The organism is Alteribacillus sp. YIM 98480 (assembly GCF_009765375.1).
GTDB lineage: Bacteria > Bacillota > Bacilli > Bacillales > Marinococcaceae > Alteribacillus.
Genome location: NZ_VTOK01000002.1, coordinates 347,259 through 364,053, shown reverse-complemented (window position 1 = coordinate 364,053; position 16,795 = coordinate 347,259). Strand labels below are relative to the sequence as shown.

Annotated in this window: 19 protein-coding genes; 8 read left to right on the top strand and 11 right to left on the bottom strand. The window is 37.2% G+C overall.

Going from position 1 to position 16,795, the window contains the following annotated elements; genetic code table 11:
* Positions 1-74: 74 nt before the first annotated feature.
* Both FZF09_RS04625 and FZF09_RS04620 read right to left on the bottom strand, forming a co-directional pair.
* Positions 75-839 carry an NRDE family protein gene (locus FZF09_RS04625; RefSeq protein ID WP_158735397.1) on the bottom strand — a complete coding sequence of 255 codons (765 nt, stop codon included), beginning with the start codon at positions 837-839 and terminating at the stop codon, positions 75-77.
* A gap of 17 nt (positions 840-856) precedes the next feature.
* Positions 857-1,270, bottom strand: a complete 414-nt coding sequence (locus FZF09_RS04620; protein WP_158735396.1) for a DUF2203 domain-containing protein — start codon at positions 1,268-1,270, stop codon at positions 857-859.
* 229 nt (positions 1,271-1,499) lie between these two features.
* On the opposite strand from FZF09_RS04620, the gene FZF09_RS04615 reads away from it, so the two are divergent.
* The 4 genes from FZF09_RS04615 to FZF09_RS04600 all read left to right on the top strand — a co-directional run bounded on the left by FZF09_RS04615 (position 1,500) and on the right by FZF09_RS04600 (position 5,941).
* Entirely contained in the window at positions 1,500-2,537 is a 1,038-nt protein-coding gene (locus FZF09_RS04615) for a toxic anion resistance protein (RefSeq protein WP_158735395.1), read from the top strand.
* Between the two features lie 43 nt (positions 2,538-2,580).
* Positions 2,581-3,519: a hypothetical protein gene (locus FZF09_RS04610; protein ID WP_158735394.1), complete on the top strand. Its 939-nt coding sequence runs from the start codon at positions 2,581-2,583 to the stop codon at positions 3,517-3,519.
* 119 nt (positions 3,520-3,638) lie between these two features.
* Positions 3,639-4,577: an MBL fold metallo-hydrolase gene (locus FZF09_RS04605; protein ID WP_158735393.1), complete on the top strand. Its 939-nt coding sequence runs from the start codon at positions 3,639-3,641 to the stop codon at positions 4,575-4,577.
* A 365-nt stretch (positions 4,578-4,942) separates the two neighbouring features.
* Positions 4,943-5,941: a DUF2777 family protein gene (locus FZF09_RS04600; protein WP_158735392.1), complete on the top strand. Its 999-nt coding sequence runs from the start codon at positions 4,943-4,945 to the stop codon at positions 5,939-5,941.
* Positions 5,942-5,993: 52 nt separating this feature from the next.
* On the opposite strand, the gene FZF09_RS04595 is transcribed toward FZF09_RS04600, so the two are convergent.
* The 4 genes from FZF09_RS04595 to FZF09_RS04580 form a co-directional block, all read right to left on the bottom strand.
* Positions 5,994-7,427 carry a PH domain-containing protein gene (locus tag FZF09_RS04595; protein WP_158735391.1) on the bottom strand — a complete coding sequence of 478 codons (1,434 nt, stop codon included), beginning with the start codon at positions 7,425-7,427 and terminating at the stop codon, positions 5,994-5,996.
* Complete coding sequence (locus tag FZF09_RS04590; RefSeq protein WP_158735390.1) at positions 7,420-7,899, bottom strand: PH domain-containing protein; 480 nt, start codon at positions 7,897-7,899, stop codon at positions 7,420-7,422. Before FZF09_RS04590 ends, FZF09_RS04595 begins: the two co-directional genes overlap by 8 nt.
* A gap of 18 nt (positions 7,900-7,917) precedes the next feature.
* Positions 7,918-8,130, bottom strand: a complete 213-nt coding sequence (locus tag FZF09_RS04585; protein ID WP_158735389.1) for a hypothetical protein — start codon at positions 8,128-8,130, stop codon at positions 7,918-7,920.
* 288 nt (positions 8,131-8,418) lie between these two features.
* Positions 8,419-9,561 carry a conserved virulence factor C family protein gene (locus FZF09_RS04580; protein WP_158735388.1) on the bottom strand — a complete coding sequence of 381 codons (1,143 nt, stop codon included), beginning with the start codon at positions 9,559-9,561 and terminating at the stop codon, positions 8,419-8,421.
* 217 nt (positions 9,562-9,778) lie between these two features.
* Between FZF09_RS04580 and FZF09_RS04575 the strand changes: the two genes are divergently transcribed.
* Positions 9,779-10,504 carry a metallophosphoesterase family protein gene (locus FZF09_RS04575; RefSeq protein ID WP_158735387.1) on the top strand — a complete coding sequence of 242 codons (726 nt, stop codon included), beginning with the start codon at positions 9,779-9,781 and terminating at the stop codon, positions 10,502-10,504.
* A gap of 39 nt (positions 10,505-10,543) precedes the next feature.
* On the opposite strand, the gene FZF09_RS04570 is transcribed toward FZF09_RS04575, so the two are convergent.
* From FZF09_RS04570 to ilvA, 5 genes are all read right to left on the bottom strand, one after another.
* Positions 10,544-10,969, bottom strand: a complete 426-nt coding sequence (locus FZF09_RS04570) for a TlpA disulfide reductase family protein (protein WP_158735386.1) — start codon at positions 10,967-10,969, stop codon at positions 10,544-10,546.
* A 15-nt stretch (positions 10,970-10,984) separates the two neighbouring features.
* A complete protein-coding gene (locus FZF09_RS04565) occupies positions 10,985-11,317 on the bottom strand; it encodes a thioredoxin family protein (RefSeq protein WP_233269394.1) in 333 nt (110 codons plus the stop codon).
* Positions 11,318-11,431: 114 nt separating this feature from the next.
* Positions 11,432-11,956 carry a type 1 glutamine amidotransferase domain-containing protein gene (locus tag FZF09_RS04560; protein ID WP_158735384.1) on the bottom strand — a complete coding sequence of 175 codons (525 nt, stop codon included), beginning with the start codon at positions 11,954-11,956 and terminating at the stop codon, positions 11,432-11,434.
* 58 nt (positions 11,957-12,014) lie between these two features.
* A complete protein-coding gene (locus FZF09_RS04555; RefSeq protein WP_158735383.1) occupies positions 12,015-12,764 on the bottom strand; it encodes a DUF3891 family protein in 750 nt (249 codons plus the stop codon).
* 66 nt (positions 12,765-12,830) lie between these two features.
* On the bottom strand, positions 12,831-14,078 hold the full coding sequence (gene ilvA / locus FZF09_RS04550) for a threonine ammonia-lyase IlvA (protein WP_158735382.1): 1,248 nt from the start codon (positions 14,076-14,078) through the stop codon (positions 12,831-12,833).
* A gap of 225 nt (positions 14,079-14,303) precedes the next feature.
* On the opposite strand from ilvA, the gene FZF09_RS04545 reads away from it, so the two are divergent.
* From FZF09_RS04545 to FZF09_RS04535, 3 genes are all read left to right on the top strand, one after another.
* Positions 14,304-14,483 (top strand): hypothetical protein, encoded by a 180-nt coding sequence (locus tag FZF09_RS04545; RefSeq protein WP_158735381.1) that lies wholly within the window; start codon positions 14,304-14,306, stop codon positions 14,481-14,483.
* A gap of 121 nt (positions 14,484-14,604) precedes the next feature.
* A complete protein-coding gene (locus tag FZF09_RS04540; RefSeq protein WP_158735380.1) occupies positions 14,605-14,934 on the top strand; it encodes a phasin family protein in 330 nt (109 codons plus the stop codon).
* Positions 14,935-15,002: 68 nt separating this feature from the next.
* On the top strand, positions 15,003-16,679 hold the full coding sequence (locus FZF09_RS04535; protein ID WP_158735379.1) for an ABC1 kinase family protein: 1,677 nt from the start codon (positions 15,003-15,005) through the stop codon (positions 16,677-16,679).
* Positions 16,680-16,795 lie beyond the last annotated feature (116 nt).

The window sequence follows — 16,795 nt, the reverse complement described above, 5'->3', positions numbered from 1 at the left end:
TTTTATATTATTAATTAATTTTAAGAAATCGTAAATATTTATATTTATTCATTTTATTTAATACATATTCATCTTTATTTTATTGTCCAATTTATGTTCTTTTGATTTAATATGTGTCCGTTTTCACTATATGTCCGCTCTTCCATCATCACTTCACCTTTTTTCGTAAATACGATTACCGTTTGAGAACGTGTACCGTACCCTTTCATTCTAATAAACAAGGGAGACAGCTTTTTTTCAAGTTGTCTGTTCACTCCTGTTTCAGGCAGATCGTTCTCGTCTGCTTCATCCGTATTAGAAAGCATTTCAAATAACGGTTCGGGCGAGAAAGGTTCCATCTGCTTTTTTAAAATGCTGGTGAATTTCTTCTTAGCGTGTACTACTTTGGGCCACGGCGTGTTTAAAAACGCATTACTCAAACCATAAATACCTTTTTGTAACTGGTGCTTAGTATGCTTGTCCTGATTGGTTGAATAAAATAGTTGGTTACTGTTTCCAGAAATCAAATTATAACCATCAAAATCTTCGTTGTGTACATTACATTCTTCTAAAAACGTGTGCGGATCTTCTGCTTCTAAAAATCCTTTAACAATTTCTCCTCTCGAATACTTGGCAGGGTTCTGTTTTGGTGCTCTCACATTGGTTATAGCAGCAAAACGTCCGCTCTCTGTAACCCCCATCCATGTACCGCCCTTTTCATTGTCTTTTCCTGCTTTAATTGGAGAATGCGGCCAATGATGAAGAGGAACTGTCGGCCTAGAATAAAATTCATCACGGTTTGCTGCCACAATCAATGGATAATCTTCATGAACACCATACCCAAAAACGATCAGGCACATCTTAACCTCCTTCTATCTCACCTATCATCCGTGCTGTAAATTTTCTTTCTCTTTTTAAAAGATTCAAATAAATGGTGATAGTGAGTAATAAATTCTTCACCTTGTTTCCAGCAAAGCAGTACTGGATTTCCTTCTACTTTTGCAGGGAAATCAACCAGTCCTTCATCAATACTTTTGATATAAATCCCATTTTTTTCTAACTGGCTTACGTAACATTGGGCTTGAATTTCTAAAAAATCGACCCCTGTTTCCAGAAGAAAAATGTCTTCTTCTCTACTGGTCACTTCCTCTAAAGCACCCTTTTTAACAGCTTTAAGATGATGATGAACAGTTTTACATTCGCGCTCTAAAGATTGAAGATGTACCAATTCTTCCCTAACGGACGGGAGCAGATCATTTGCTTCTTGAAGCGTGAGATATTTACTAAACATTCCCCATACACTCCCCCTAGTATAAATATATCGAAATTCAAGCTTTAAGAAAATAATTTTTTATTTCCGAAACTTTATTGTAGACTACATCGTACCTAAATCACACAATAATGAAAAGTGATATACGACGAAACCTGGCAATAAATGATATAATATTACTATCCTACGAAAAACTTATCAGCGTTGTGACCGCTTTATATATAAGCATAAACAGAAAGGAGAGCGCTAAATGACCCAGGAACCACACAACCATCCTGCTGAAACGAGCGGAGCCAAAGAGAAGGCAGAAAAGTTTTTAGAACGATTTAAAAGCGCAGAAAGTTCTGAGGATTTAGTGTCCGCACTTGGAGGACTTGGAGAAGCAGAACAACAAAAAGCAGGCGACTCTTTAGATGCTTTAAAAAAACCTGTTCGAGAAATGATGAATCAAAAAGATAATGAACTCCCGGAAAAACTTCATGAATTAAAAGGCATGGTTGGAGAGCTAGAACCTGATTATTTAAAAGAGGGAAAATGGAAAAAAACCTGGAATAAAATATTAAGAAGAAATCCAATCGAACAATACGCCAAAAAGTACGATACCGTTGAAGCTCAAGTAGAGAATATTATAGAAGGTTTGCTCTCAGGCAGAGATAAACTTCAAGAAGATAATGTTATGCTTGAACAATTAAAAGAGACTGCAAAAGAACGAATATCTGACCTAGAAGAACAGATACAAACCGGTAAAACGTTAAATGAAATGCTGGAAAATGAAATGACAAAAGAAGAATGGCGGGACAACTCGAGTGCACTTCAAAAGGGGCAGCAAAAAGTGGTCTCAAGAATAAAAAACATGACCCAGGCAGTAATGGTCTTACAGCAGTCTTTAGCTTCGGTTGATTTAATATTAGATAATAATGAGAAATTAGAAGAAGCTATTTTCAATGCCATTACGATGACAAAAAACATCATTACTGTTACTGCCTCTATTCAGCTTGCCCTTGGCAATCAGCGTAAAGTGATTAATGCTGTTCAAAGCGTAAACGAAGCCACAGAAAATATGATCCTAAGCAACGCAGAAATGCTGAAAAGCAACACAGAAGACACTTTAAAAACACTAGAAGAACCTGCTGTGGCAATTGAAACCTTTCGAAAAGCATATGAAGATGTGTATGCCGCCATTCAAATGACGGAGCAATCGAATGAACGCATAGTACAAACTGGAAAGAAATTTATTTCTGAATTAGATGAACTAAATAACCAAATGAAAACAAAATTGTTGGAATAAGGTGTACTAAAGCCTTTGAACATCGTTTAAGAAGGTGGTCGCGTTGACAAAAGACTGGCTTACTCATCCCTGGCTCGAAAAGTTTTTGCCGGACCATTTAAGGCCAGTGGATGACCATATCTTTTCGGATGCGCACGGTTTAGTGCTTGTTCAAGACACAGAAGCAGCGTTGGATCGCTTGATTCATCACGGCAAACAAGTAAAATCTGCGCAAACATTCAAAAAGAATGGTAAAACATTTCATTTTCGTTTGAAAATCAATCAAAAACGGATGAAATTATTAAGCTATGAAACTCCAAAATCAGAAGCAGCAATAAAAAAAAGAATTATTATTGAATACCTTCGTAAAACCCATCTGTCTAAAAAACGGCCAAACCGCTTTAAAGAGGCAACTGTTCAATATATTAAAAACGGCCAGACATTTGTACGGAGTATTCAAAAATCAAGATATTTTGAGGGCCTTTTTTATAAATTTGAACTTCTTGATGATGCACTGTTAGGCGGTTTGATTGAAAAAACATCAGCTAATCCTACCGCTTCTTCTCTTCCTGATTCTATGGAAGATAAAGAGTTAATTCAATCTTCAGAGGAACCTTATCCATACATTAGAGAACTTGAAGAATTTTTAGCAAATCATTATGATAAGCTCGGGAAATTAATAGAAAATCGACTAAAGAGACTTCTAGAAGAAACCGAACGTACTGGAAACGTATATGAATTGCTCGATATAGAGGAAAAGTACACTTTAAAGCGGCTGCTTCAAAGAGATGTACCATCCTTAATTAAGACTTATTTATCTCTTTCTTCGGATTTGAAAACTGCCCAAACAGAACAGCTGTATGAAACGCTCACTAAAATGGAAGTAAACATCCGCACAATAAGAGAGAAGGCAGAACACACAAAAGTAGAAAAAATGGAACAGCTATTAAAATTATACGAAAAACGGTACCCGGGAAAACAGAATAAAAATATGTTCGATTGATGCCATTAACCGACAAAAAATATATTAAAACGTTATGCCATACAGCCTGAAGACGGGCCTGTTCGCCCGCTTCTTTCCACCCATAAAGGAAAACCCTTACATTGGAGGCATGATATCTTGTGAATTGGAAAAAACCAGAATTTATTACGGATGATATTTGGATTTCAGATGGGTTTGACCTTCATCTGCCCAATCGGACCGGCACTTATATTATTAATGAAAAAGACTTAACATTAATTGACCCTGGACCGAGCCTGGCTGTCCCCCGCATAATAAAGAGTATTGAGCACTTGGGAAGATCACTAGACGAAGTTACATATATAATTGTCACTCATGTCCATCTTGATCACGCAGGAGGAGTTGGTCTACTTTTAAAAGATTGCCCAAATGCTAAAGTGGTGGTCCACCCCCGCGGTCTCAGGCATTTAATTGATCCTGCTCGTCTCGTAAAAGGGACTCAGGCAGTCTATGGGGAAAGATTCGAATCTTTATTTGATCCCGTTGTTCCTATTGCAGAAGAAAAAATTATTATTAAAAATCATAAAGAGACACTTTCCATCTCTTCTGAAAGAACGTTCACTTTCCTGGACACGCCGGGGCATGCCGCTCATCATTTTAGCATTATAGATTCACGCAGTAATGGAATTTTTACCGGGGACACCATTGGTATTCAATATACGGATGCAAATAATCTTCAAAAAGAAATTTATTTGCCATCCACTTCTCCCAATCAATTTGACCCTGACAAAATGGAAGAATCGCTTAAACTTATACTTTCATACGAGCCTTCTTCTATATTTTTCGGTCATTACGGAGCTTCTAAAAATATCGATGAAATACAAAGACAAATAAGATTTTGGCTTCCGTACTTTATTCAAAAAGGAAAAGCTGTTAAAGGAGAAGGTCTAGACTTTGGAGTATTAGCTGAACGATTAGGACAAGATGTATTAAGGCATTATTCTTTGGATCACCTTGCAGATGATCATCCTCTCGTTACTATTATTAAAATGGACGCTATCGTATCAGCAATGGGGATTTTTGATTATCTCTCCAAATAACTTATTCCATTTTCATTATTGGGTCTTCTTGCCGGAAGACCCCTTTTTTTCGTATAATGAAGTAAACAGTTGTCCCATAAGTCGGGTCCTTTAATAAAGTTAAACTTTCCTAAAGTGAAAAATCCTTTTGGGACAGCCTCATGTTCAAATTTCTCAGATAATCTCTCAATGAGACGTATACATATGTCTATAAATAATGTGTTAATAACTAACTACGCTCTATTATATCTATCCGGAAAGATTGACACATTTTATTCTTATTCATATTTGGCGTGCGTTTCTGCCCTCCCTCGAATTCAAGGGAACACGGAAATTCACACCGAGAAATAAACTAAAAAAAACGACAACCAAAAGTGAGGGTTTACATGAATCGTACAGAAGCTACTAAACATAAAGGCAGCACCGTCCTGGTTGATAAAGGAATAGAAGGCGTTTTTTATGGTCGTTTAGATGAGGTATTTACTCCTCCTAAAAAAACTTGGTCTGGAAAAGTTTTCATCCTCGGAGTAGCCCAAACACCAGAACTGCATGCAGCAGATACTATTGATGAAAAAAAGAATGCTTATGTTACCGTCCCCGGTTCAAAAATCCATTTACCGGATAAGAAATGGGATATGTCTTTCAACGATTCCGTTGTGCAAGCTATACAAACAACTATCAATGAGTTATACACTGCTTCTAAGCAACAATTAGAAACCGCTCAGACATGGAAAGATATTGGTTCCGTTTACGGCCAGATTACTATACCGTCCCTGTCATTAAACAAAGAGGAAAACCAAACAGAGGAACAAAATTATATTTATTATCAAATCCAAGAAAATCAAGGAGATGTGCATCTTATTGAACCAACAAATGGAGATACGCTGGAGTTAGAAGGCTGTCCATTTGAGCTTGAAATTCAAAAATCAAGTAATACATGGGTTCCGGTTACCTATAAAAACCGCTTTATTTTTCAAGACCATAAAGGGAAAGAATATAAAATAAAGAAAAACGATTCGGTAAGAGTTCATAAAGAGCAATTCCAGCCCTTTACTATTCTGTTAAACGAATTGGAACACCCTGCACGTAAAAGTCTTTGGCAGAGGATCCACTCTTTTGGATTTGAAAGAAACCACTTAGAAGATTGCCACAATCGATTATTATATGAACTATTGCAATCAGAAGGAGTATCTTCTTTTAAAGGTGTAAATTTCCTCACCTTTCGAAAGCCAGGTAAAACATTACTTATCCAGCATCATTACGAACGGATATTACGTACTCACTCCCAAGATTACGTATTTGACCGGTTTGAATGTACTACCGACAGCGGAGAAAGAAGTATCTCCACTTATACAAATGCTTACAGCAAGGACTACGAATCATAATAATTTTCTTTAATGAATAATAAAAGCTGCAGTGAAGTATTTCCTGCAGCTTTTATATATTGTTTCTTCTATACCATTCAAAAATATGTTGATCCTCATCTGCTTCCATATCTTTTAATTGAAATGTACGGCCCCCGGTAGTTGATAAAATATCTGCTGATAATGTGTACAACTTTCTTTTTTTTTGAAAAAAAGTTTGCTGATAAGTAATGGACTGAATTTGATTTTTTGGAAGTATATTACAAGATAAACTAAAAAGTCTCGTTTGTAATACACACTGATTCCGGCAAAGCGTATAACCACTGTCTTTATATCTAAGCCAGCCCAAATAAGAAAAAGAGAGCGGCAGTACAAAAAACACCCAGCCATTTGGAAGGAAACTCATAACCGGAAAAGCGAGAAGCCACCAAACAATTGATGTACGAATAATATAGCGAAAGGCAGCTTTTTTGGGTAAAGGCTGGATTGTTTCTGGCATTTTGGCATAAGGCAGCACTTCTTTCATCAAATGATCAATTTCTTTTCTGCTGCCAAGCGGCAAAAGCAATGTAGAAAGCTGTTCTTCTTTAGAGCCTCCCCCTGCACTATCGACGTAAATACTCCAAACACCAAGCCATTGCCGTAAGGGATTGCACACATAGCGTACGCTTGTTATCCGGTTTAATTGTAATGTCAAGTGTCTTTTTTCTAATAATCCTCGAGAAATAATTAATTCTTTATCATTTTTGGCAATCTCAAAATTACCATATTGAATTACTGTAATAAAGATAGAAATGATCCATGCAATAAATGCGACAACTAGTAATAGACCTGTCAAAAAGACAGCTCCCTTAGAAATGAGTACACCAATAGAATTTTCGTAAAATCCCCGAGGTAGAAATTGATCAATTTGAGAAATAAGAGCAGCAGCTGCTGAAAAAACAAGGCCTACTTTTCCTGAAGTTAATCCTGTTATTATAATTGATTTTAATGGCACTTTATAATAAAAACTTCTTTGCGTAGACCGTCCGAGTTCTTGTACCTCCTCACCTTCAGACTGGTTTGGTACTTCAACGCTTTTAAGCTGTGCACGAATAAATTGCGCCTCTCTTTGTTTGACTGCTGCTAATTCAACTTCAGGCTCCATTCCTCCTCCTGCCGTTTCAATTTTAACTTTTTCTACTTTCAGCAGCCTATGAAACATTCCGGTAACAATATCTACAGATTGTACTCTATTTTTTCTAATGTAGCGGTTTTTTTTGATAAAGATGCCTTGTTTTATTCTCAGCTCACCTTCATCAAATTGATACCTAAACGACGCCCAGTATAGGATACTGTACAACAAAATAACGATAATTAGTACAGGAAAAAGCAAAGATGAAAATCGAGACCCATAACTTGTACCGCCAGCAAATAAAGTTAACAATAAAGGAATTAGTAAATCTTTCACTTTGGATGTAAACAGTAATAAAATGGAGGCGCTGTGCAATTTGTGCCAATTATTCATCGCTCTCCTCCGTTCCTGCTAAATATGCAATTTTGTCTCGCAGTCTGCTACCAACTCCTTCTGATAAAGCAGGAATTTCATGTACTCCAGCAGCGGTAGAGATCGTAACAGTCGTCAGTCCATATTTTTTGTAAATTGGACCTTGTTCTGTATCAACGTGCTGAACGCGTGTCATCGGAATAAGTGTGTGCCGTATAATAAACACTCCACGCAGAAGTTCTATTTCTTTGTCATATACTTCATACCGCCACATATTCCACCGAATTTTTGGCAATACAATAATTTTCCACAAACCATATCCAGCAACAAGTATTCCGCTTGTCCAAACATAAAAAAGTGGAAATTGAAATCTGTAAGTGAAAAAAAATAATGCAGCTGGTATGATTAATAATAGCCCGGTTGTTATTACTCCTTTTAAATGCCATACGGATAATGCTTTTTTTGATATTCGATGTGTTGGTTGACCACGCACTTTTTGCTTCCTCTCTTTTTAAACATCTTCGTCTGATATATATATGATGGAAACACCTTCTTCTTGCAGTACACGTATTACTTCTTCATTTAGGGCAGGATCCCGCAGCAGCCCTAAGGATTGTACCAACTCTAATTCTTCAAGTTCACCCGCTTCTGCCTCTTCAATCAATTCAAGCGCTTCTTCCATTTGTTTTTCTTTTAATATACTTTTTATTTCTTCCTTTGTCATTATTAACGCCTCCTGCTGTGTCTTTTCATTCCTAATTGCTTAGCCGTTTATTTTTAGAAAAACTGGGCTGGCAGCGATATATAATATAAGGACACCGCCTAATAACGCCACGTCCTGTGGCAGCAGCGGCATTAATACTGTACGTTAAATGCCGTAGTTTTACTTATACTGTTTTCCATAAATTTTATACTTTCCTAACAAGTGTAAAAAGACCGTCTCTAATATTTGCGGGAGACGGCCTTTTCGTTCAAGCAGCACAACATTGTTAACGTCAGCTTATTTTTATTGTTAACTATTATTTCTTCCTTCAGCCATTTTTTCAGTCATTTGTTTCCAAACCGAACCTTTGGCTTCTTCCCCGCCTTCTATTCTTTCAAGAGCCATTTTAGCTTGTAAAGCTACTTCAAATTCCGGATCATTTACGGCTTCTTTAAGAGGCTCCACTGCTGTTTCATCTCCTGCTTCATACAAAAACATAGCCGCTCTCCAGCGTACAAGCTTATTCTTATCTTTTAATGCATCAATCATTGCAGGAATACCGGCTGTATCACCAATGTCGGAAAAGCAGTCACCTGCTGTTCTTCTAACCGTTACAGATTTGTCTTGCATCGCCTGACGAAGAAGCGGTAATACAATAGGCTTTTCAATCATTCCAAGGTATACGACGGCAAGACGTCTAATTGAAGATTTTTCATCTTGTAAAGCTTTTTCAAGCACTGGAATATCTTCTTCTTTAGGGTCCATTTGTTCTAGTGCTGCATAACGATTTTTCCAATCCGGATCATCTAGCATATCTAATGTAACTTTGATGTAACGGCTAGCATTTTTTTGTGCCTGTTCTTCACCAGTTAGCGACATGTTCACGAGACGGTCAAGTCTTTCTTTTGGATAGGCTGCCGCTATTTCTTCTGCTACTTCCTTACCGATCGACTCTAAATCATTTCCATAGCGTACACCATGATCTTCCCATTTTCTTTGCATAACTACATTGTCATTCTCTGTTTGCGCAGCAAAAGCTGCCTCCTGAAACCTTTCTGGCAGTCCTTGTCTTTTTTCTTCATCTGCCGTTGTTATTTTTAATTGCATTGGTATCCCTTTAAAAGCCTGAACTTGAATCTGCACTTCACCAAATGCTTCTCCCTGCTCATTAGACTGCCGGTCTTCTTCAACATCTTTTTCTCCAAAAACTTTCCGAACTTTAGGAAGAAGTGCTTTCCAATCTGATTTAGGATGCCTCTCCACCGCCATAAAGTCTGAAACATGATACACTCCCGTTACACCCTCAATCTCTAAAATCGGCTGAATAAAATCAGGAGCATCCTCTATGTTTTTAGCAGAATAATTATTGCTTTTCCCTGAAGGCAAGGATTCATCTAATATTAACTTCATTGTATTCGGACTAGGTGTTGGTTCTATGGATACAATTTTCATACCAGTAAAGTAAACTCCTTTCCAAACTTAAGTTCATCCCAAACGTTTCCACTATATTAGGTAATTTTGATTGTAACATAACCGCAAGATTTTCTTCCAATTTCTAAACCTTCATTGTGAGGGTTATTGAAGCAGCTTTTATCCTGTATAATGGAAGGGTAAAACGTGAAAATCATACGTGAATTTTTACTTATACATAATCAGGGAGGTTATCGTTGTGAAAATTGCTCTATTATCAGACATACACGGAAATGCCCGAGCTTTAAAAGCGGTACTCAATGAACTAAAAGATAAAAAAGTAGATAAAATGTATATACTCGGTGATTTGTGCTACAGAGGTCCAGAACCAAAAAACGCTTTAGAGACTGTGCGTTCCTCTCCTGCTAAAGTATTAAAAGGTAATGCAGACGAATGGGTAGTGCGCGGTGTTTTAAAAAATGAAGTCCCAGATAATGCTCTTGCTTTAATGAATCAAGAACGCGACTGGACCGTGGAACGACTCTCACAAGAAGATGTAAATTATTTAAGCCGTCTTCCTGAATCATTTTTAGAGAGTTTTAGTGATTCTGTAACCATGCATGCTTTCCACGCTACGCCAACAAGCTTATTTGATGTAGTTACTGCGGACCATTCAGACAAGGAATTAGAAGAAAAACTATCAATTGATACAGAGGCAAACATTATTGTTTACGGCCACATCCATACTCCATTTATAAAAACAATCGGGGATAAAACCTTTATTAACACGGGCAGTGTCGGCCTGCCTTTTGATGGTGATCCACGCCCCTCTTATGTCCTTCTTCACATAGAAAATGATACTTTTTCTGCCTCTATTCACCGGGTGTCTTATGATCTGCAAAGGGTTTTAAATCAATATGACGCTAATGATTATCCCAATAGTGAACAAATGAAAGCAGTAGTAAAACAGGGAAAAAAGCCTTAAAAGGAATATGGACCCGGCTGTATTTATATAAGCCGGGGTTTATTTTTTGCCTAGAACTTGATTCATTCCTTTCATAATATCTAAAAATGCTGCTTTGTCGTTGAAGCGATTGATAATTTGTTGATCTGCATCAAGAATAAAGGTAGTAGGGACCCCCATACAGTGGTAGCGATCGTATGTTTTTGTGCCATTATCTAATAGTACCGGGAAAGTGTAGCCTTCTTTTTCTATAAATTCTTTTGCATTTTCTTCTTTTCCCTCTCTTCCGGTAACGTTTATCGTTAAAAATCCAAGTTGATGTGTATCTAGATAATCATAAAACCTTTGTTTTTGAGATAAATCAATTTGTGAATCCGGACACCACGATGCCCAGAACGTAAGCATTAGAGGCTTACCTTTATAGGCATGCAATGGAACGGTTTGGTCTGTAAACATATCCTTTAATTCGAAGGAAGGTGTAATCAAAAAAGTTCATCCTTTCTATTCATGTTCAGCGTGACGCTTTTCTATAATAGGGTGCAGCCGTTCAACGAGCGAGGGGATGGAATGGAACGCATAGATTGTTTTTACAGTATTTTTGTTTTGCACCGCTTGTAAACATGGAATACTTTTTATTTTTTCTTCTCTTACAAAAGAAGGAATCGTATTTATATTTGCTTTTACAAAAAGCATGCTATCAAATACATTTTCCAAAGCAAACATCATTTGCTCAGCTTTTTTACATGTGCCACATAACGGGGAATAAAGAAATAATATAAAGAATTCTCCGCTTGCTTTCATATGAAAGATTTGCTTTTCATTTTTTTCAATCATGTCTGCTCCTTTTTCATGAAACAAGGTCTGATCCCTTTAAGAATCAGACCTGCTTCTCCATTTTTTCACTACACATCGATTTAGAAATTTAGGCCTTGCCATGTGATACTCAAGCTACTTGTTAAGAAAGGCTTTTACTAACTCTCTTCCATATTCAGGAATGTCGGGCGGCCGGCGGCTTGATACGAGATGGCCGTCTACGACAACTGCTTTGTCACTCCATAGAGAACCAGCATTTTTCATATCATCTTTAATACCTGGCGTGCTCGTTACTTTTTTGCCTTGTAACACATCAGCTGAGATTAAAACCCAGCCTGCATGGCAGATTTGACCGATTACTTTTTCATTGGCATCCATATGTTTTACCATGTCGATCACTTCATCAAAACGTCTCAGCTTATCTGGAGCCCACCCCCCAGGAACTAAAATGCCGTCGAAATCTTCAGGATTAATATCGGAAAAACCAGCTTGTGCTTCAGCAGGTACACCGTACTTCCCGTAATAGGTTTTCCCTTTTTCTTTCCCTGTTAATACCACTTCTGCCCCTTCTTCTCTTAGACGCATCACAGGCACCCAAAGCTCTAAATCTTCAAAATCTTCATCTACTAGTGCTATAATTCGTGTTTGTGATAATTGCATCGTATACTCCTTTCATTTATAACGTCTCTTCCTATCTTCATATATTTTCCCCAGCTCATCAAGGAACAAAGCTTAAATTTCTAACTGCTTCTTCTCCCGATTGATAAGCTGCCTCCACCTTTTCTTCTGCTATCTCCGTTTTATTCACAGCCTTTGCGTGAATGGTTACTTTCAACAGTGAACGAAGAGGAAAAGGGATGAGTTGAATTTCATTTGTAGAGATGAACTGTGCCTGAATTGTTTTATAGTCAAGAAATTCGAAGGTATGTCGAAAGCCGTTTTTAAACCAGCTTATTTCTTCGTCTTTCCTAGCTCCAGGATCGTTCATACACGCATATAAAGACAGATCATCGCAAAATTGCAGCAGCCTTAAATGAAAAGATTCCTCAGAATGTGTTTGTAATTTACGTAATTTTTCCTGCCTTTTTTCTTCTTCTTTTAAAAACGATACAGCATCTTTTGATGTACTGTTTTTAAAAAAAGATGCATAATGTAAACTATTAAGCAGTCCGCTGTACGCGTTCTGTTCAGCCACTGTCTGTATACCCTGCTGGTAAGCAGTCATTTTTTCTTTTTCAGGGAAATCCGTAAAAGAATATGGTTTATTTTGTTGTTTATTCATTATTGGACTGGCATCAAGCGGTATCCATGCCCTGTCATGTTCTCGTACTGCAAGCAGGAGAGCCTCCCATAATGGACTCTTTTCTAATGAGTGATCACCCCAGTTTTTTAATATTTCATAAGATATTCTGGCGTGTTCATGCTGAGGTATCATTTCAAAGTAAGATTTATACTCATTTACAATCATTATACTCTCCCCCTTAGTACTTTCATACCCAATATTCAGTTACATAAAAACCTTCCCGCAGGAAGGTTAGATAAGAAAATTAAATAAGCTTTCTTCTTTATTTATTTCATTGTAATGGAAACCTTTTTTCTGCATGCGGTCAATTAAAGGAAGGTAATCTTTGTTGTCGGTCAGTTCAATACCAACTAAAGCCGGGCCGTTGGTTTTGTTATTTTTTTTCGCATATTCAAACCTTGTAATATCATCATCTGGTCCTAAAACTTCATGAAGAAATTCTCTTAGTGCCCCAGCCCTTTGAGGAAAATCAATAATAAAATAATGCTGCAGCCCTTCGTAGCGGAGAGATTTTTCTCTCATTTCTTCCATTCTTCCAATATCATTATTCCCGCCACTTACAACGCAAACAACTGTTTTTCCTTTAATCTCCTCTTTATAAAAATCGAGTGCTGAAATAGGCATAGCTCCTGCTGGCTCTGCGACTAATGCATTTTCATTATATAACTCGAGTATCGTAGTACAAATTTTCCCTTCCGGAACAAGCGAAATATCGTCTATTACAGCTTGACACACTTCATATGGAATATCCCCTACTCTCTTTACCGCAGCACCATCTACAAATTTATCTATTTTATCAAGTTCTACTACTTCATTACGAGCGAGTGATTCTTTCATTCCCGGAGCGCCTGCAGGTTCTGTCCCGATAATTTTTGTATTTGGAGAAATGGACTTTATATACGTTCCAACTCCAGATATCAGCCCTCCTCCTCCAATCGAACAAAACAAATAATCAATCGTCTCTTCTATATCATTCATAATTTCCATCCCCACTGTGCCCTGTCCGGCAATGATTTTCTCGTTATTAAAGGGATGAATAAAAGCCATGTCATTTTTTTCACCATAAGAATTTGCTTGTAGATACGCATCATCAAAAGTGTCTCCCGTCAAAATGACTTCTACAAATTCTTTTCCAAATAATTTTACTTGTTCAACTTTTTGACGAGGTGTTGTCGTAGGCATAAAAATTTTCCCTTTGACTTGAAGAGCTTTACACGAATAAGCTACTCCCTGAGCATGGTTCCCAGCACTAGCACACACTACACCATTTTCCATTCTTTCCTTTGGAAGACTATGCATAACATGAAAGGCTCCTCTAATTTTAAAAGAACGAACCACCTGTAAATCTTCTCTTTTCAAATAAACACTAGCATCATAACGCTCCGATAACACTTGGTTTTTTTGCAAGGGTGTATGTGTTACAACATCTTTTAGTGTCTGATTCGCTATAATGATGTCTTCAATGTGAATCTTACCCATCTTCATTATCCTTTCCACACTGTCCAAGTTGTTTATATAACCTTTTCCTAATAAGTTCAAGTTTTTTTCACACAATAAAAACAGTACCTATTATAACATTTTTTTAGAAGGTTAAAAGCTGACCGGGCTAATTGATAATTTCTGCATCACCCTATATAATAAAATTGGATAATCATTAGCTTATTTTGTTACATACTACAATACAAACAAAAAGGAGGAGCTGTAATGAATAAATGGATAGCAGCATTCTTTACTGCTATGGTTTTAGCACTCGTACCTTCCAACGTATTTGCATCCGTTAACGGATGGAATGATGCAGAACCGATGTTTATCACCGTACTTACCATCCTATCGGTGATCACCATTTTTGTATTTATTTATTTAATGTTAAGAGATAACGGATAAGTAATGGGCCTTACTTGAACAAGTTTGACATTCAGGTAAGGCCCATTTTTGATGTTTTATCCAGCAAGGTTTTGGTAAAATAAAACGTAGATTATAACTCTCAACAAGGAGGATCATCTAAATGAATGAAATGCTTAAAAAAGGTTTTTTTCTCGGATTAGGGGCAGCAGCCTATGGCAAAGAAAAGATTCAAAACTATGTTGATGATCTCGTGACAAAAGGGAAAATAACTCCTCGTGAAGCAGAACAATGGAAAGAGGAGTTTATTCAAAAAGGCCGCGACACAGAAATGGAGTGGTCTAACCAGGCCAAAGAAAAAATGCAGGAATCTTTAAAAGAAATGGGATTAGCAACAGCAAAAGATGTAGAAGCATTAGAAAACAAACTTCAAGAGTTAGAACAAAAATTAGAATTCAACTCAAGAAATTCTTTTGAGGACAACAAGGAATGAAGTGTATGAAAAAATTCATTCTTTAACTAGTATCATATCCTGCTGAAGCTCTAGAAAGGAATTTTCAAATGGCTTTAACCCGCGGACTGAAACACGCTAACCGTTATCGAAAAATTGCAGCCACATTAGCCCGGCACGGATTTGGCTATATATTACAAGAAGTTGGACTATTTCATATATTATCCCTCCCTAAAAGACTGGCTGCTGACTCTAAAGATGTGAATACTCACTCGATCGGCAAAAGAGTTCGGCTAGTTATTGAAGAGTTAGGCCCTACGTTTATAAAATTAGGGCAGCTTATAAGCACTAGAAAAGACATTTTTCCTCCTTCAATCATTGAAGAATTAGAAAAACTTCAAGATGAAGTTCCGCCATTTCCCTTTGAATATGGGAAACAAATTATTGAAAATGATTTGAGCTGCTCATTAAGTGATGTATTTTCACACTTTTGTGAAGAACCTCTGGCTGCAGCATCTATTGGCCAAGTCCATTATGCAGTCCTTCATGATGGGCGTGAAGCTGCAGTAAAAGTTTCTAGACCGAATATTAAAGAAACGATGGAAAAAGATATTGATATTCTTCGCGACCTAGCTAAATTATTTACTCAAAGATTTCATTGGGCGCGTTACTACCGGCTGCAAGATATTATTGAAGAATATGTGGATGCTATTCGTGACGAAGTCGATTATTATGTAGAAGCGAGAAATACTGAAAAAATGAAAAATAATATGGCCGGCTTTTCCAAAATTGAAATACCTGATATATTAGAAGACTATTCTAGCCGGCGTATATTGACAATGTCATTTTCACGAGGCGTTAAACTGTCTGAACTTACAGATACAGAAAAAGAATTTAATAAGAAAGGACTTGCTCGTACATTAACTGATTCCTTTTTGCACCAAGTTTTAGTGAACGGATTTTTTCATAGTGATCCTCACCCTGGGAATATTATTTTCACAGGATATGATACAGCAGCCTTTATTGATTTTGGGCAGATTGGCCGTTTGAACAAAGCAATGAGAAAACAATTTATTAATTACATTATTGCTATGACAAAAAAACAGCCAGACCTAGTAGCTAGTGCTATTTATGACATGGCAGACATCCCTAACGCTATTGATGATGACCAATTTGCAGAAGATGTTGAATATCTTTTATTTAAGTATTACGATCGGCCTTTTAATGAGGTACGTATTGGTGAAGCCATTAATGATATTTTCTCCACGGCTCACCGATATGAAATTCAAATTTATAAAGAGTACACAATGCTTGCCAAAGCTATTATTACTCTTGAAAGCGTAGTGGAACATCTTGATCCAGAGCTTAGTATTGTTGAAGTAGCGGAGCCTTACGGAAAGATGCTGGCAAAAGAAAGATTGAATCCGAAAACAAAGGTAAGTGAATGGCTTAAAGAAGGCCAAAAACAAAAAGAATACTTATTAGACATTCCACGCGAGTTACGCGCTGCTCTTGAAAAATTAAACAACAGCCATGTTGGTGTGGAAATGAAAATCCCAAAAATCAATATCTTTCTTAATAAATTAGACAGAATCAGTAACCGCCTTTCCTTTAGTATAATCTTGTTAGCATTCAGCATTATTATGGTTGGATTAATTATTGGATCTACTTTCGGCGATTCGTCCTCACCGCTTGTCCGTTTGCCTGTCATTGAAATCAGTTTTATAGCTACATTTTTAATGTTTCTTTGGCTTTTATACGCCATATTTAAATCAGGGAGGTTTTAGCTATTAAGAAAAGCGCAAGCGCCTTGCTCACGAGCGACAAGTCCTGGAGGGGCGGCATATGGAAAGCTGATCTTTGCTTTCTATTGACGAACCGAAGGAATCTCGAGCGAGTAGGC

What these genes read in the sequence shown, in the direction of transcription:
- FZF09_RS04535 (WP_158735379.1), top strand. Translation starts at nt 15,003, where the DNA reads ATGGCTTTAACCCGCGGACTGAAACACGCTAACCGTTATCGAAAAATT.
- FZF09_RS04545 (WP_158735381.1), top strand. Translation starts at nt 14,304, where the DNA reads ATGAATAAATGGATAGCAGCATTCTTTACTGCTATGGTTTTAGCACTC.
- FZF09_RS04615 (WP_158735395.1), top strand. Translation starts at nt 1,500, where the DNA reads ATGACCCAGGAACCACACAACCATCCTGCTGAAACGAGCGGAGCCAAA.
- FZF09_RS04600 (WP_158735392.1), top strand. Translation starts at nt 4,943, where the DNA reads ATGAATCGTACAGAAGCTACTAAACATAAAGGCAGCACCGTCCTGGTT.
- FZF09_RS04625 (WP_158735397.1), bottom strand. Translation starts at nt 839, where the DNA reads ATGTGCCTGATCGTTTTTGGGTATGGTGTTCATGAAGATTATCCATTG.
- FZF09_RS04580 (WP_158735388.1), bottom strand. Translation starts at nt 9,561, where the DNA reads ATGAAAATTGTATCCATAGAACCAACACCTAGTCCGAATACAATGAAG.
- FZF09_RS04585 (WP_158735389.1), bottom strand. Translation starts at nt 8,130, where the DNA reads ATGACAAAGGAAGAAATAAAAAGTATATTAAAAGAAAAACAAATGGAA.
- FZF09_RS04595 (WP_158735391.1), bottom strand. Translation starts at nt 7,427, where the DNA reads ATGAATAATTGGCACAAATTGCACAGCGCCTCCATTTTATTACTGTTT.
- FZF09_RS04620 (WP_158735396.1), bottom strand. Translation starts at nt 1,270, where the DNA reads ATGTTTAGTAAATATCTCACGCTTCAAGAAGCAAATGATCTGCTCCCG.
- ilvA (WP_158735382.1), bottom strand. Translation starts at nt 14,078, where the DNA reads ATGGGTAAGATTCACATTGAAGACATCATTATAGCGAATCAGACACTA.
- FZF09_RS04540 (WP_158735380.1), top strand. Translation starts at nt 14,605, where the DNA reads ATGAATGAAATGCTTAAAAAAGGTTTTTTTCTCGGATTAGGGGCAGCA.
- FZF09_RS04560 (WP_158735384.1), bottom strand. Translation starts at nt 11,956, where the DNA reads ATGCAATTATCACAAACACGAATTATAGCACTAGTAGATGAAGATTTT.
- FZF09_RS04565 (WP_233269394.1), bottom strand. Translation starts at nt 11,317, where the DNA reads ATGATTGAAAAAAATGAAAAGCAAATCTTTCATATGAAAGCAAGCGGA.
- FZF09_RS04555 (WP_158735383.1), bottom strand. Translation starts at nt 12,764, where the DNA reads ATGATTGTAAATGAGTATAAATCTTACTTTGAAATGATACCTCAGCAT.